Here is a 15,533-nt window from a genome sequence, read left to right as displayed (position 1 = left end):
CCGCCGCGTCGTTGCGCGGCGGCAGCGGGTTGCAGGGAACGTCAGATGTCGAAGAACACCGTCTCGCCGGGACCCTGCAGCACCACGTCCCAGCGCAGCGTGCCGTTGGCCTGCGCGGCGGCGATCAGCGTGCCGCGCCGATCGGCCGGCACGCGTGCCAGCACGCCGTCGGCGGCATTGGCGGCCGCCTCGTCAGGAAAGTACATGCGCGTGGCCACGTGCCTGAGCAGCCCGCGCATAAAAACCGACACCACGATGTGCGGCGCCTGCGGCTTGCCGTCTTCGCCGGGCACCGCGCCCGGCTTGACGGTGACGAAGCGGAACGAGCCGTCCTCGGCGGTGGGCACGCGGCCGAAGCCGGTGAAGCCCGGCACCAGCGGCAGCTCGCGCGTGTCCTCGGGATGGCGGTAGCGGCCGGCCGGGTTGGCCTGCCAGATCTCGACCATGCCGTCGGGCACCGGCGCGCCCAGGCCATCGGTCACGCGGCCTTCGATGACGATGCGCTGGCCGGCGAGTTCCGGGGCGTCGGCGGTCAGGTCGGCGCAGTTCAGGCCGCTCAGGCCGATATGCAGGTAAGGGCCGACGGTCTGCGAAGCGGTGGCATACAGCATGGTCTTACTCCATCGGCGTGGCATCGCGGCCACGCAGCACGATATCGAAACGGTAGCCCAGCGCGAACTCCGGCTGCGTGGTCTCCCAGTCGAGGCTGGCGATCAGCCGATCGCGCGCCTTCTCGTCCGGTACGCAGTTGAAGATCGGATCGAACGGCAGCAGCGGGTCGCCGGGGAAATACATCTGCGTCACCAGCCGCGTGGCGTACGCGTTACCGAACAGCGAGAAGTGGATATGCTGCGGCCGCCAGGCGTTGTGGTGGTTGCGCCAGGGATAGGCGCCGGGCTTGATGGTCTTGAACTGGTAGCGGCCGCTGGCATCGGTCACCACGCGCCCTTCGCCGGAGAAATGCGGATCGAGCGGGGCGTCGTGCTGGTCGCGCTTGTGCACGTAGCGGCCGGCGGCGTTGGCCTGCCAGATCTCGATCAGCGCGTTCGGCACCGGGCGGCCGTTCTCGTCGAGCACGCGGCCCGTGACCAGGATGCGCTCGCCGATCGGCTCGCCGCCGTTGCCGATCGTCAGGTCGTTGTCGCCGGCGCGCACGAACTCGGCGCCGAAGCACGGGCCGGTCACTTCGGACAGCGACTGCCCGATCCGGACCAGCGGCTGGGACGGCGAGCGCAGCGCGGTCGAGGCATAGGGATCGAAGCGGTAGGCGGGCTGGGTGTCCCAGTAGGGACGGCGGTAGGGGGCCGTGCGAGGCATCGGTTGTCTCCGTGTCGGTGGGTGGAATGACTTTAGGAGACACGCAAAGTCATGTAAATTGAGATATTGGACAAGTTAGATGAATTTTCGATATGAAACCATCGCAGGACGCGAAGCCCCCGGGGCCGGCCGCACAGGACATCTTTCGCAACCGCGTGCGCCTGCGGCATCTGTACTGCTTCGTGGCGGTATCGCAGACCCAGCACCTGGGGCGTGCCGCTGACCGCCTCGGGCTGACCCAGCCGGCGGTCTCCAAGACCCTGAGCGAACTGGAAGAGCTGGCCGGCAGCCAGCTGCTGCTGCGGCGCCGGGCGGGTACCGAACTGACCACGGCGGGCACGCGTTTCCTGCGTCACGCGCTGCGCATCCTGGCCGACATCGACGCCGCCGCCGGCAGCGTCATCGGCGAGCAGGCGCGGCCGCTGGAACGTATCCGCCTGGGCGCGCTGCCCAGCGTGGTGCCCGCGGTATTGACCGAGGCGCTGCTGCGCTTCCGCGCCGCGCATCCCGACGTCGGCCTTGCCGTCCAGGCCGGCATGAACCGCAACCTGATCGACCAGCTCAAGGCCGACGTGCTGGACCTCGCGATCGGCCGCATGGATGACCCGGTGGTCATGGAAAGCCTGTGGTTCGAGTCGCTGGGTCCGGACCCGCTGGTGGCGGCGGTCCGTCCCGCCCATGCACTGGCGCAGGCGTCGCGCCCCACCTTGCTGGACTGCCTGGCGTGGCCGCTGGTCGTTCCGGCCGCGGGCTCGATTCCGCGGCACAACACCGAAAGCCTGCTGGCACGCCATGGCCTGCGCCTGCCGGACCACTGCATGGAAACCTCGGATGCCTACCTGGGGCGGCTGCTGACCGAGCAGAGCGACGCCGTGTGGATCGCGCCGATGTCGGCCGGCCGGCGCGCGACGGATCAGGGCAGCCTGGTCGCGCTCGCCATCGATATCCAGGGCACGGAAGAGCCGGTCGGCCTGCTGCGGCACAAGGACCGCACCCTGACCCCGATGGCAGAGGCGCTGGCCGATTGCATCCGCGCGGCCGCGCATCCGGACAACGCACGCGGCGCGCGCGGCGCGCCTTAGCTCAGTGCGAGGCGACCGCCCGGCCACCGCTCTCGCCAGCCGGCGCCGGGCGGGTGCAGGCATGCTTCGCCAGCAGCGCGCCCGCGGCCAGCAGCGCAGGCAGGGACAGCAGCGTGAAGATGGTGTCGAAGCCCAGTTGCAGCCGCAGCAGTTCCGCGCCGAGCAGCGCGCCGGCAATGCCGCCGAAGCGGCCGATACCAAGCATCCACGCCACGCCCGTGGCGCGCCCCTGGGTCGGATAGAACGCCGCGGCCAGCGAGGGCATGGACGACTGCGCGCCGTTCATCGCCGTGCCGGCGAGGAAGATCAGCACGCCCAGCAGCCACTGGTTGCCGCTGCCTTGGCCCACGGCGCAGATCAGCGCGCCGGTAATGGCGTAGGCCAGCGCAATGACCTTGTTCGGGTTGAAGCGGTCCATCAGCCAGCCCGCGGCAATGGTGCCGATGCCGCCGCCGAGCGGAAACAGCGCGGTCAGGAACGACGCGCGCTGGATCGAGAAGCCGGCGTCCTTCATCAGCGTGGGCATCCAGCTGGTCAGCAGATAGAAGATCAGCAGGCCCATGAAATACGTGGCCCACAGCATGGCCGATCCCAGACGGTAGCCCGGCGACAGCACCGTCCCCACGCCCGACCGTGCTGCAGGCGCCTGCTCTCCGATGACATAGCTGGTCGTTGCCGCCGGCAGCACACCGGTGACGCGCTGCAGCACCTTGCCGATCTGTTCGGCCGGATAGCGGCGCAGCACCATATAGCGCACCGATTCCGGCAGCAGCAGGACCAGCACGCAGGCCAGCACAACCGGCACCACGCCGCCCACCAGCAGCACGCTGTGCCAGCCGAAATGCGGAATCATCGCCGCCGCGATAAAGCCGCCCAGCGCGGACCCAAGCGGAAAGCCGCAGAACATGGTGTTCACCAGCACCGCGCGGCGGCGCTGCGGCGCGAACTCGGCGGTCAGCGTCACCGCGTTCGGCATGGCGGCGCCCAGCCCCAGGCCGGTCAGGAAACGCCATGCCGTCAGCCAGCCCAGGCTGGGCGCATAGGCGGTGGCCAGGCTGCAGAGCCCGAAGAAGAAAACCGAAACCACCAGCACCCGCTTGCGGCCGATGCGATCAGCGAGCGGCCCGGCAAAGAGCGCGCCAAAGGCCAGCCCGAACAGCGCGGCACTCATCACCGGGCCCAGCGACGATTTCTGGATGTCCCAGTCCTGCACCAGCGCCGGCGCGATATAGCCGATGGCGGCGGTGTCGAAGCCGTCGACCGCGACGATCAGGAAACACAGGATCAGGATCAGCCATTGGTAGCCGGTGAACGGCCGTTCGTCGATCAAGGCCTGGACGTCCGTGACGTTACCGCTTGTCGGGTTGGAGTGGGGCACCTTTGTCTCCGTTGGAATGGGGCCGTGGGAACGGCTGCGCGTGAGCGGCGAACCGTTGTTCTAATCGCGAACGATGGCTCCCAACAGGAACGGATGGTAGGTGCGGGACAACGACGGCCAGAACCCGGGTTAACCCCCTGCATCGGGGCACCGATCGGTTAGCCGGGACTTTGAGCCGGCGCCGAATATCGCCGGTTATGCGAACAGAAATTGCCGGAAGGAACGGGCGGATGCCAGGGAAAGCGCGGGGCGTTCGAGGTATCGCGCAATCCGGTGCCGTGCAGGTTGGCGGGCATTCGCGCTATATGCGCAAATTTCATCGTCACCACGGCAAATGTCATGCTCCAGGCCATGACGCCGTGGTTACGATGTGCAAAGCGGTCACCAGTGCGCGTCCTGATGCCGCCACTGCCAGCAACTAGCCCGCCGAAGGGCGCACTGCCCGCATTCCCGCCTTCACCACGCTCACTACCGCCAGCACCAGCCCCCCGGCGACGATGCCGGCAATGCCGTCGAGCAGCACCGGCGCCAGCACCGCCAGCACGCCGCCGACTGCCGGCACCCCAGCCGCAGCCAGGGCCACGGCTTCGGTCACGTGGTGCATGGCCGGGATGCCGTGCATCAGGATGCCGCCGCCGACCAGGAACATCGCCGCCGTCCCGGCGAACGACAAGGTCTTCATCAGCAGCGGCGCCAGCCGCAGCAGGCCTTGCCCCAGCCAGCGCAGTGCCGCCGATGCCTGCTTGCTCAGGTACAGGCCCGCGTCATCGAGCTTGACGATTCCCGCCACCAGGCCATAGACGCCGACCGTCATGATCACCGCGATCGCGCACAAGACCGCGAGCCGCTGTCCGAAAGGAGCGTTGGCGACCGTGCCCAGCGAGATCACGATGATCTCCGCCGACAGGATGAAGTCGGTGCGGACCGCGCCTTTGATCTTCTCTTTCTCGAAGGCCACCATGTCGACGGCCGGGTCCGCCACGGCCTGGACTTTACGGGCATGGTGGGCGGCGTCCTCGGCCTTGCTGTGCAAGAACCGGTGTGCCAGTTTTTCAAAGCCTTCGTAGCAAAGGAACGCGCCACCCACCATCAGCAACGGCACCACGGCCCACGGGGCCCAGGCGCTGATCGCCAGCGCCGCCGGCACCAGGATCACCTTGTTGTGGATCGACCCCAGCGCGACCGCCCATACCACCGGCAGCTCGCGCTCCGCCCTGACGCCGCTGACCTGCTGCGCATTCAGCGCCAGGTCATCGCCCAGCACGCCCGCGGTCTTCTTGGCCGCCATTTTGCTCATCACCGCGACATCGTCCAGGATGGTGGCGATGTCGTCGATCAATACCAGCAAGCTGGAACCGGCCATGTCAGGACCTCCGCGCGCGGCAACGCTGCCGCGCATGCAGCGAATTTGTCATTCGGTCATGCTCCTAGATGTGGTTGGTCTGGACGAAGCAGGTTTCGGGCCTTGCAACAGTCGATGTTGCACCGCCGGCGTCGGCCATGGTGGCCGGCCGCCCGGAAGTGCCGTGGGTATCGCGGGGTTTCGGGCTCGGCCGGCGAGATTGTAGAACAGGGGACCACCTCCGCACCGGCGTGTATCACGGCCCGGATAAGGCTTGCGCACGACATGGCGTGGCGCAATCCGGCCACGGTGCATGGACCACGGGCTAACGATAGTCGCCCAGCACTGTGGCCCGCGTGAATTCCTCAATATTGTCCAGCAGCGCGTCGAGCGCAGCGCCGGCGCCGTCGACTTCGCCGCGCGCAATCGCCGAGGCCACGGCGGCGTGCAGCTTCGACATGGTAGGCAGGTCCGCGGCTTCCTTGTAGTGCAGGTACCAGAACCGGCGCGACAGGCCGTGCATCAGCCGCATGGCGCCTTCGGCGAATTCATTGCGCGCCGCCACCAGGCAAAGTTCGTTGAATTCCCGATCGGCACGGACGAACGCGACATCGTCGCCATGGCGCGATGACTGTTCGAATTCCTTTGCCAGCCGCTTGAAGTGATCGCGCTGCTCGGGCGTCGCGCGCCGGGCGGCGCAGCGGCAGATCAGGCGTTCCACTTCGCGGCGGGTCTCGAGCAGGCGCAGTTGCTTGCCGACGTCGATCGGCGCGATCAGCAAGCCGCGCTGCGGCAGCACCATGATCAGGTGCTCCCGCGCCAGCCGCTGGATGGCTTCGCGAATGGGCGTGCGGCCGATGCCCGTCATTTCGCTCAGCTGGAGCTCGGATACCGAACTGCCCGGCGCCAGCTGCAGCGTCACGATGGCTTCCTCGATCTGCTCATAGGCCAGGTCGGTCAGCTTGCCGCGCTGGCTGGCGGTTTCTTCAGGCTCTGGTGTGGCCGCTGCGCGCGGGCGGGTGGCAGTTCTTGCGTTCATGGCCAAGGGTCTGGGAGCAAGGAAAGCCCATTGTATATGAGCCGTACGCAGCTTTTGTACACAGCGCACCCGAAGCTTGCGCACACGCTGTTTTCTGCTACTATCCTACTAATATATTAGATGTGTGCGGAGACGGCATGGCGGAGGACGACGTATTGGTCGTAGGGCAGGGCGCGGTGACGGTGGTCGCCTTGCACGGCATCCAGGGCACGCGCGCCGCATGGCTGCCGCTGGCGGAGCAGCTGGCCGATCGGTGCACCTTCGTCCTGCCCAACCTGCCCGGGCGCGGCGGGGCATCGGCGCCGGGCTGTGCGCAGGCGTGCTCGCTCGATGCCTGCGCCGAAGTCTTGCGCCGCACGCTTCGCAGCCACGTGCGCGGCACCTTCGTGCTGGCCGGATGGAGCATGGGTGTTTCGGTGGCGCTGGCCTATCTTGCCGGTGCCGGCAAGAACCCCGGCCAGCCGGTGCCTGCAGAGCTGCTGCTGGTCTCCGGTACGCCGCAGCTGAATGCGGTGCAGTGGTTCGAGCCCGCGCCGCCCGGGGCGTTGCTGGAAGCCATTGCCATGCGCGAACGGCGGCTGGGGCTGCGCGAGGCAGCGGACCACCGCACCGTGGCATGGACGTGGGAATCGATTCGCCACACCGACCAGCGCGGCACGCTCGCGCAGGTGCGTTGCCGCACGCTGGTCATCCACGGCAGCGAAGACGAAGACTGTCCGCTCGCCCACGGCGCGATGCTGGCAAATGGCATTGCCGACGCGCAATTGCTCGTGCTCGACGGCGCCGGGCACGGCGTGCTGACGCAACGCACGCAGCAGATCGCGCGCCACCTGCGGGCGCGCTGGCCCGCGCAGCCGGCATAGCGGCGCCGGCATCCGCCATCCCGCCATGCAGACAGGCCGATCTCACCCCACAGGAGACAGCATGAGAGTGGAAGACCTCGTATATTTCTGCGCCCCGGCGCGGCTCGTCATGGGCGCCGGATGCCGCGCCCAGTTGCCCGCGCTGCTGCGCCGGCTCGGCTATCGCCGCGGCCTGCTGGTGACGGACACGTTCTTCTCCGGCGCCACGCCGTGGGTCGACGAACTCGTCGCGGGGGCCCGCGCGCAGGGCGTGGAACTGCTGGTCTATGACGGCGGCATGCCCGATCCCACCACCACGCTGTGCGACGCGGCCACGGCGGCAGTGCGCGAACGGCTGGCCGGCGTGCCGGTCGACCATGTCATCGCGCTGGGCGGCGGCAGCAATATCGACCTGGCCAAGGCGTTGTGCCTGACCCTGCCCGGCGGCAGCGCCGTGCGCGCGTTCCTTGGCAAAATCGATGCCGGCACCCCCATCCTGCCGCTGGTTGCCATGCCCACCACGGCCGGCACGGGCTCGGAGGCGACGCCCGGCGCGATCCTGGTCGATCCCGACAACGCAACCAAGGTGGCAGTCATGGACAACCGGCTGCGTCCGGCCGTGGCGCTGGTCGATCCTGAATTCACCTACACCTGCCCGCCACGCGTCACCGCGGATGCGGGCATCGATGCGCTGACCCATGCGATCGAGTCCTACCTGACGCTTGATTCCGCCATCTTTGACCGCGGCGGCGAAGCGGACCCGGGCTACAGCGGCCGCAACGCGCTGACGATGCTGTTCGCGCATGAATCGATCCGCTTGTGCGGCCGATACCTGTTGCGCAGCGTTCAGGACGGCGGCGACCGCGAAGCGCGCATCGGCATGAGCTATGCCAGCGTCTATGCGGCGCTGTCATACGGCAGTGCGGGACTCAACGCCGTGCATGGCATTGCCTACGCCGTCGCGGGGCAGACGCACCTGTCGCATGGCACCACCAACGCGGTGATGCTGCCGTACGTGCTGGATGCGCTGGGCGACGTGCGCCGCGAGGAGATGCTGGCCATTGCCCGGCTGCTGGACATCGCCGAAACCGATCCGGATATCGCGGCGGCACGCGTGCCCGGCGTGGTGCGCGAGCTGGTGGCGGCCGTTGGCCTGCCGACCACTCTCCGGGATTGCGGCATCGAACAGCGCGATGTCGACGCGCTGGTGCGCGATGCACTGGATGTGGCCCGGCTGGCCAAGGCCTTTCCCGTGCCCGACGTTTCCGCGCGCTACGACGCCATGGTCCGCAAGGCGTGGGCGGGCACGCTGACCGCTGAGGCGGGCGCCTCCGTGCAACGGCGGCGGGCAGCGTAGCGCCGGCAGAGCGCTTTTTCGACGCTTCTTCCCCCTTTTCCGCGGGCATTCCCTGTGCGCTCGCCCCGGCCGCAGATTCGGGTGGCGGTAAACCATTACTTGAACACTACAGATGTGCAACTAATATATTACGAAGCGCGCCGCCACAGAGCGCGTCTCACTGACACAGGAGACAACCATGGATATGTCTGCAGGCGCCCTCAAGCTGGAAGCGGGTATCGCGGCGCGGCTGGAACGATTGCCGATGACCGGCTACCAGCGCTCGCTGTTCGGCATCATCGCCACCGCGTGGTTTTTCGATTCGATGGATCTGGGCCTGATGACCTTCGTGCTGGGCTCGATCAAGGCGGAATTCGGCCTGAGCGCCGCGCAGGCCGGCCTGCTTGCGAGTTCCAGCTTCCTGGGCATGTTCCTCGGCGCGGCGATCGCCGGCCTGCTGGCGGACCGCTTCGGCCGCAAGCCGGTGTTCCAGGTCAGCATGATCTTCTGGGGCGTGGGCAGCCTGATGTGCGGGCTGGCTGACAGTGTGACGTCGCTGATGATCTATCGCGTGCTGCTCGGATTCGGCATGGGCATGGAGTTTCCGATCGGCCTGTCGATGGTATCGGAGATCGTGCCCGCGAAGAGCCGCGGCAAGTATGTCGCGATCCTCGAGGGCTTCTGGCCGATCGGCTTTATCGCGGCCGGGGTGCTGACCTACCTGCTGCTGCCCGTGATTGGCTGGCGCGGCATCTTTATCGCGCTGGCGGTGCCGGCGGTGTTCGTGTTCGTGGTGCGGCGCATGGTGCCCGAGTCGCCGCGCTGGCTCGAGGATGTCGGGCGCAAGGCCGAGGCCGACACCGTGATGGCCGGCATCGAACAGCGCGTGGAACGCGCATCGGGCCGTCCGCTGCCGGCGGTTTCCGCCACCTTCGGCGGCACGCACGCACCGAGCCGCAAGGCCCGCTTCATGGAACTGTGGAGCGGCCCCTATGCGCGCCGCACCATCATGCTGTGGTCGGTCTGGTTCTTTGCGCTGCTGGGCTACTACGGCCTGACCACCTGGCTCGGCGCGCTGCTGCAGCAGGCCGGTTATGCCGTGACCAAGTCCGTGCTCTACACCGTCTATATCTCGCTGGCCGGCATTCCCGGATTCATCTTCTCGGCGTGGCTGCTGGAAAAATGGGGCCGCAAGCCCACCTGCGCGCTCATGCTGATCGGCAGCGCCGTGGCCGCGTATGCCTATGGCCAGGCGGCCGTGCACAGGCTGCCGGTGGAGCAGTTGATCGCCGCCGGCTTGTGCATGCAGTTCTTCCTGTTCGGCATGTGGTCGGTGCTGTATGCCTACACGCCCGAACTGTACCCCACGCGCTCGCGCGCCACCGGCTCGGGCTTCGCTTCATCGATCGGCCGCATTGGCTCGCTGGCCGGGCCATACCTGGTCGGCGTGCTGTTGCCGGTGGCAGGGCAGGGCGGGGTGTTCACGCTCGGCGCCTTGTCCTTCGCGGTGGCGGCGGCGGTGGTGCTGCTGCTCGGCGTCGAAACCCGCGGCAAGGCGCTGGAAGAGGTGTCGCAGTAACGGCTCGCGGCGCGGCGCGCAGTCCGCGCCCCGCCCTGGCGCCCCTGGCCACCAGGGGCATTTTTTGAGTCGCCGCATTTTTATATCCAACTGATATGTTAGTGCGGCGCAGTGTACCGGAGACGCAATCATGATGACCGAACGTCAACGCAAATTCAGGGAGCAATACAAGGCGGACATCAGCCCCCTTTACAACGGGTTGCTGCATATCGCCGTGATCTATGGCGTCGGCGCCGGCGCGCTGTGGTGGGCCATCCAGCGGCTGCACGACGTGACCTGGGAGTGGGCGCTGATCCTGCCGGTATTCCTTGCCGGCAACTTCGTGGAGTGGTTCCTGCACAGCTATGTCATGCACCGCCGGATCAACGTCTTTGCGCTGCGCGCCATCTATGAGCGCCACACGCGCCAGCACCACCAGTACTTCACCGACCAGGAGCCCACCATCGACACCACGCGCGAATTCCGCATCGTGTTCTTCCCGTGGCGCGTGCTGGCAACGCTCGGCGTGGGCGGCGGCGGGCTGGGCTACCTGGCATCGCTGATCTTCAATGCCAACGCCGGCTACTTCGTCTTCATCACGATGGTGGCGCAGTACCTGGTCTACGAGACCTTCCACTATTGCTGCCACGTGCACGACAACTGGTTCGTGCGCAACATGCCGTTCATCAACACGATCCGGCGCCACCACACCGCGCACCACAACATGGGCATCATGATGAAGTACAACATGAACCTCACGTTCCCGATCGCCGACTACATCATGGGGACCTCCGACCTGCGCCGCGGCCTGTTCGGGCACCTGTTCAACGGATACAGCGAAGCGCACGTCAAGGAAGAGCTGAAGCCGATCATCCGGAAATTCCGCACCGACCACTCGCGCGTGACGCTCGATGGCCCCGTGCTGGACGAAGAGGAGCGCCGCGCGATGGCGGCCTAGCCGCAGCGTTCCGGACTGTCACCCGCCGCGCTATTGCACCGAGTCCGCCGTCTCGTCCTGCTCTTCACCCAGGAAGCCACCGCTCTGGTGCCGCCACAGCCGCGCATAGGTGCCGTTCCTTGCCAGCAACTCCGCGTGGGTTCCCTGCTCGATGATGCGCCCCTGGTCCATCACGATCAGGCGGTCCATGGCGGCGATGGTGGAAAGGCGGTGGGCGATCGCGATCACGGTCTTGCCCTCCATGATCTCGTCCAGGCTTTCCTGGATGGCGGCCTCCACTTCGGAGTCCAGCGCGCTGGTGGCTTCGTCGAGCAGCAGGATGGGCGCGTTCTTGAGCAGCACGCGCGCAATCGCGATGCGCTGGCGCTGGCCGCCCGAGAGCTTGACGCCGCGTTCGCCGACCAGCGTGTCGTAGCCGGTGTGGCCATGCTGGTCGCTCAGCTGGCGGATGAAGTCATCGGCCTGCGCGTGCACGGCGGCGTGGCGAATCTCCGCATCGGTGGCGTTGGGGCGGCCGTAGGCGATGTTGTCGCGGATCGAGCGATGCAGCAGCGAGGTGTCCTGGGTGACCATGCCGATGGCGCTGCGCAGGCTGTCCTGCGTGACCTTGGCGATGTCCTGCCCGTCGATGCGGATGCGGCCGCTGTCCACGTCGTAGAAGCGCAGCAGCAGGTTGATGAGGGTAGATTTGCCCGCGCCGGAGCGACCCACCAGTCCGATCTTCTCGCCGGGACGCACCGTCAGGCTGAGGCCGTCGAGCACCTGGCGCTCGCCGTTGTAGTTGAAGCTGACCTGGTCGAACTCCACTTCGCCGCGCTGGATCTGCAGCGCGGGCGCGCCGGGCGCATCCTGCACCTTGGCCACGTGCGTCAGCGTGGCAATGCCGTCCTGCACCGTGCCGATGTTCTCGAACAGCGAAGCCATCTGCCACATGATCCAGTGCGACATGCCGTTGATGCGCAGGGCCATGGCGGTGACCGCGGCGACCGCGCCGGTGCCGATCTCGCCCCCGTGCCACAGCCACAGCGCATAGCCGCCCGCCGCCAGGATCAATCCCACCACCAGCGCCTGGTTGACGATCTCGAACTGGCTGACGAGACGCATCTGCCGGAACCCCGTCTCCTTGAAATCCTCCATCGCCGCCCGCGCGAAGTGGGCCTCGCGCCGGGTGTGCGAGAACAGCTTGACGGTGGTGATGTTGGTGTAGGCGTCAGTGACGCGCCCGGTCATCGACGAGCGGGCATGGGCCTGCTCCTGCCCGACCTTGCCCAGCCGCGGCACGAAATACAGCATGGCAAGGCCGAACAGCACGATCCAGCCGATGAACGGCAGCATCAGCCGGATATCGAAGCCGCCGGCCAGCGCGATGATGGTGATGAAGTACACGCCGATGGCGAGCACGATCTCGATGAAGGTGAACAGCACCTCGCGCACCGCCAGCGCCGTCTGCATGACCTTGGTGGTGACCCGCCCGGCGAATTCATCGGCAAAGAAGGACAGGCTCTGCCTGAGCATGAGGCGATGGAATTCCCAGCGCAGCCGCAGCGGCAGGTTGATCGCCAGCACCTGGTGCTGCACCATGGTGCGCAGCGCCACCAGTCCGATGCTGGCCACCAGCACGATGCCGATGCCCCACAGCACGCGCTGTTCCTCGGCCGAAGCCTGCCGGCCGGCCTGCCAGGCCGACAGCAAATCGACCACTTGCCCGAGGAACGAGAACAGCCACGCTTCGTAGATCGACACGCTGGCACTGAGCACCGCCAGCGCGACGAAATAGCGGCGTGTCCCGCGGGTGCAGGCCCACAGGAAGGCCGCCAGGCCCTTGGGCGGCAGCGGCGCCTCGTCGGGGGGGAATGGATCAAGCAGACGTTCGAACGCGCGCAGCAAGGGGACCTCCGAAACGACAGAAGGCCCGCTATTCAGCTGACACGCGGAGCAGCGGGCCCTCTTCGGTGTGAGGCGCAGATTTTACTCCCGGACGCGGGGCGCTGCAGGGCGCGGCGCCGGCGTCCGCAGCCCGGCGCAAGCCGCCCATGCCCCGGCCTTCAGGACGCCATCTTCATCATCACCAACCCGCTGACAATCAGCGCCGCCGCCAGGATCCTGGCCGCGCTGGCCGGTTCGCCCAGCACGAACAATCCCACCAGGAACGCGCCAACGGCGCCGATGCCGGTCCAGATGGTGTAGGCCGTGCCGAGCGGCAGGCTTTTCATTGACAGCGAGAGCAGGGCGAAGCTGGCAATCATGGCCACGATGGTGATGGCCGAGTAGCCGGGGCGGGTGAAGCCTTCGGACAGCTTCATGGAGTAGGCCCAAAGCACTTCGAGCACTCCGGCGATGACGAGAAATATCCAAGCCATGACGGCTCCTTGATCAAGAGCCGGGCCGTCCCGGACATTCATACCCGGTGCGGGCGAGGTCGTCCTCGAAAGCGGGGATTTTACCGGATTGCGCGGGCCGCCGTGCGTCGGGCGATGTGCAGCGTGGTATCGTCGGCAATGTCGTGGTCATGCCCTGGGACATCCGCAAGTCGGGGGAAAGAATGAGAATGAGGCTGGTGCTCTGGTTCGTCGCGCTGGCGGTGCTCTTGCCGCGGCTGGCCGCGGCCGACGGATTCGGCAGCAAGGGCGGGCCGGAGCCTGCCAATATCGAACAGATCGCGGCGCGGCTGCGCGAAGACCCTTATGACCTGGAGCTGCTGATCAGCTTCGGCACGTCCAAGGGCGGGTCGGCCGGCCATATCGCGCTGGCGTTGCGTGACGACGCGGCTGGCGACGAGGTGGTGTATTCGGCCAATTTCTATGCGGACCGGGATCCCGCGCACGCAAGCGGCCGCTACACCGCGGACCTGATGGTCGCCATACCCAAGCAGGAGTATCTGTTCAAGACCGTTTCCACGGTCGCCGAAACCGCATCGTTCGGGCTCGACTTCGGCGAAATCTACAAGCGCTCGGTCATCGGGGTGCGGGTCTACGGCGTGCCGGCGGCGGACAAGGCGGCGCTGGCCACCTATTTTCGCCGCATCAACGACGACTATCACCAGCAACGCAGCAACACGGAATATCACTCGGGCCCGATCCGGTATGACTACCTGCGCCTGAACTGCGCCAAGACCATCGGCGCCGCCTTCAAGTTCGGCGCAGGCTACCGCGACCTCGCGGTGACCAGCGCCGGGGTGTTGTCAGGAACGCGCGTGGTTGCGGCAGCGACTGCCAATATCCCGACCGAGATGGCGATGAAGCTGGTGAGCGAATGGGGCCGGCGCAACTACGGCATGGACGTGGTGCTGTACAAGAAGTACCGCGGCTCGACCTATGTCGATCCGCAAGAGGAAGAGCAGGTCGCGTTCAGGGACCTGCCCGACCGCTTTCCCTCGGTGCTGTCGCTGGACTTCCGCCGCGAAGCCGGGGCTTACCAGGACTATGACAACCTGCTGGCGATGTACCTGCTGTTCAACCTCGGCAAATACAGCGTGCGGGTCAACGAACAGATCTTGCTGCTCGAGATCGAAAGATCGAAGGACCCCATGCCCTACGCCGTCGCGCTGCAGGCCGCCGAGCGCGACGCGCGGGCCGACAGCGAAAAATTCCGGCGCCATATCGAATTCCGTCCGAGCGGCGAGGGCATCAGCGAGGCGCCGGACAATACGCACCTTTATTACTTTACCGAGGATGCGGAAGCGAAGTTGGCGCGCTAGGCGTTCCAAGGCCGACCCGTTATTCCGAACGCCTCGGAGGTTGAGCACACCGTGCCGCTCATGCCTGGCCCGATGCTTCCAGGGCGCCGAGTGCCATCTCGATCAGCTGCTGCTGGCGAGCGCCGCCGTCGCCGCTGCCGTGCTTTCGCATGATCATGTAAAGGGAAAGCGGATCGGGAGGATCTGACGCGACCCGATGGATCGTGCATCCCGCCTGCTGCGCCAATGGCGTGGCCAGGAAGCTCGGCACGATTGCCCAGGCGCCGTTCCTGAGCATCGGCGCAAGCATGTGGGCTTTTTCCACCCAGTTCACGTGCCGCGACAATCCGCGCCGGTTGCGCCAGAGGTCGAACTGCGCCGACCACGGCAGATAGATTTCCCTCGACGGCTCCAGGTCCTGGATTTCCAGCGCTTCGGGTAACGGGCTGGTGCCGGACGACGCGCAGGCTACCAGCATGGGGTAGTCGCGAATCCTCCTCGAAACCAGGTCCACATGCTCGGCCGGGGACAGCGTGAAGGCGACGTCGAGATGGCCGGATGCGACGCGGTTGGCGAGCTGGAAATAGACGGCGCTTTCCATATGCAGGCGCACCGGCGGCTGCGCGTCGCAAAGCGCGGCGACGAACGGCGGCAGCACATTGATCGCCACCGCGTCCACCGAGCCGAGCGCAAGGTGCCGCTCCTGATTGGCCTGCAGCTGTTCCGCTTCCAGTTCCAGCATTCTCCAGCGCTCGGCAATGTCCAGAAAGCGCTCGCCTGCCAACGTCAGCGAAACGTTGCGCGTGCCACGGGAACGCAGCAGCAACGGATGTCCGATCCGGCGTTCGAGCGACTGGATGCGATAGGACACGGTGGACTGCGTTGTCGAAACGATCTCGGCGGCCTGGAGCAGGCTGCCCGACTGGACCACCGCCAGGAACGTCGTTATCTCATCGCTGAATAACATATCTAATCCTTCGATATATGGTGCATAAAATTCTACAT

14 protein-coding genes are annotated in these 15,533 nt (G+C 66.7%); 6 read left to right on the top strand and 8 right to left on the bottom strand.

Annotated features, from left to right (window positions below; all coding sequences use genetic code 11):
• Positions 1-41: 41 nt before the first annotated feature.
• Both pcaG and pcaH read right to left on the bottom strand, forming a co-directional pair.
• A complete protein-coding gene (gene pcaG, locus CBM2594_RS23470) occupies positions 42-611 on the bottom strand; it encodes a protocatechuate 3,4-dioxygenase subunit alpha (protein WP_116359189.1) in 570 nt (189 codons plus the stop codon).
• 4 nt (positions 612-615) lie between these two features.
• Positions 616-1,317: a protocatechuate 3,4-dioxygenase subunit beta gene (gene pcaH / locus CBM2594_RS23465; protein ID WP_116359188.1), complete on the bottom strand. Its 702-nt coding sequence runs from the start codon at positions 1,315-1,317 to the stop codon at positions 616-618.
• A gap of 92 nt (positions 1,318-1,409) precedes the next feature.
• Here pcaH and CBM2594_RS23460 point away from each other — a divergent pair, with 92 nt between their 5' ends.
• Positions 1,410-2,399: a LysR substrate-binding domain-containing protein gene (locus tag CBM2594_RS23460; protein ID WP_116359187.1), complete on the top strand. Its 990-nt coding sequence runs from the start codon at positions 1,410-1,412 to the stop codon at positions 2,397-2,399.
• A 1-nt stretch (position 2,400) separates the two neighbouring features.
• Here the strand turns inward: CBM2594_RS23460 and CBM2594_RS23455 are convergent, their stop codons facing one another.
• From CBM2594_RS23455 to CBM2594_RS23445, 3 genes are all read right to left on the bottom strand, one after another.
• Positions 2,401-3,777, bottom strand: a complete 1,377-nt coding sequence (locus CBM2594_RS23455) for an MFS transporter (protein WP_116359186.1) — start codon at positions 3,775-3,777, stop codon at positions 2,401-2,403.
• A gap of 418 nt (positions 3,778-4,195) precedes the next feature.
• A complete protein-coding gene (locus CBM2594_RS23450; protein ID WP_116359185.1) occupies positions 4,196-5,140 on the bottom strand; it encodes a DUF808 domain-containing protein in 945 nt (314 codons plus the stop codon).
• Between the two features lie 304 nt (positions 5,141-5,444).
• Positions 5,445-6,158: a GntR family transcriptional regulator gene (locus CBM2594_RS23445; protein ID WP_116359184.1), complete on the bottom strand. Its 714-nt coding sequence runs from the start codon at positions 6,156-6,158 to the stop codon at positions 5,445-5,447.
• Between the two features lie 137 nt (positions 6,159-6,295).
• Here CBM2594_RS23445 and CBM2594_RS23440 point away from each other — a divergent pair, with 137 nt between their 5' ends.
• The 4 genes from CBM2594_RS23440 to CBM2594_RS23425 all read left to right on the top strand — a co-directional run bounded on the left by CBM2594_RS23440 (position 6,296) and on the right by CBM2594_RS23425 (position 10,852).
• Positions 6,296-7,021, top strand: a complete 726-nt coding sequence (locus CBM2594_RS23440; RefSeq protein WP_116359183.1) for an alpha/beta fold hydrolase — start codon at positions 6,296-6,298, stop codon at positions 7,019-7,021.
• Positions 7,022-7,082: 61 nt separating this feature from the next.
• A complete protein-coding gene (locus CBM2594_RS23435; protein ID WP_116359182.1) occupies positions 7,083-8,357 on the top strand; it encodes an iron-containing alcohol dehydrogenase in 1,275 nt (424 codons plus the stop codon).
• A gap of 178 nt (positions 8,358-8,535) precedes the next feature.
• Positions 8,536-9,915 carry an MFS transporter gene (locus tag CBM2594_RS23430; RefSeq protein WP_116359181.1) on the top strand — a complete coding sequence of 460 codons (1,380 nt, stop codon included), beginning with the start codon at positions 8,536-8,538 and terminating at the stop codon, positions 9,913-9,915.
• A 130-nt stretch (positions 9,916-10,045) separates the two neighbouring features.
• Positions 10,046-10,852 carry a sterol desaturase family protein gene (locus CBM2594_RS23425; RefSeq protein ID WP_116359180.1) on the top strand — a complete coding sequence of 269 codons (807 nt, stop codon included), beginning with the start codon at positions 10,046-10,048 and terminating at the stop codon, positions 10,850-10,852.
• A 30-nt stretch (positions 10,853-10,882) separates the two neighbouring features.
• Here the strand turns inward: CBM2594_RS23425 and CBM2594_RS23420 are convergent, their stop codons facing one another.
• Entirely contained in the window at positions 10,883-12,739 is a 1,857-nt protein-coding gene (locus tag CBM2594_RS23420) for an ABC transporter ATP-binding protein (RefSeq protein ID WP_116359179.1), read from the bottom strand.
• A 158-nt stretch (positions 12,740-12,897) separates the two neighbouring features.
• The gene (locus CBM2594_RS23415) at positions 12,898-13,212 is read right to left on the bottom strand and encodes a DMT family transporter (protein ID WP_116359178.1); all 315 of its coding nucleotides are present in this window, start codon (positions 13,210-13,212) and stop codon (positions 12,898-12,900) included.
• 188 nt (positions 13,213-13,400) lie between these two features.
• Between CBM2594_RS23415 and CBM2594_RS23410 the strand changes: the two genes are divergently transcribed.
• Complete coding sequence (locus CBM2594_RS23410) at positions 13,401-14,549, top strand: hypothetical protein (RefSeq protein WP_116359177.1); 1,149 nt, start codon at positions 13,401-13,403, stop codon at positions 14,547-14,549.
• Positions 14,550-14,607: 58 nt separating this feature from the next.
• Here the strand turns inward: CBM2594_RS23410 and CBM2594_RS23405 are convergent, their stop codons facing one another.
• Complete coding sequence (locus CBM2594_RS23405; protein WP_116359176.1) at positions 14,608-15,495, bottom strand: LysR family transcriptional regulator; 888 nt, start codon at positions 15,493-15,495, stop codon at positions 14,608-14,610.
• Positions 15,496-15,533: the final 38 nt, after the last annotated feature.

Origin of the sequence: Cupriavidus taiwanensis, assembly GCF_900249755.1 — a bacterium.
In the GTDB taxonomy this organism is placed as follows: domain Bacteria; phylum Pseudomonadota; class Gammaproteobacteria; order Burkholderiales; family Burkholderiaceae; genus Cupriavidus; species Cupriavidus taiwanensis_D.
Note: the sequence above shows the minus strand (reverse complement) of the source record. Positions and strands in the feature narration are given on the sequence as shown.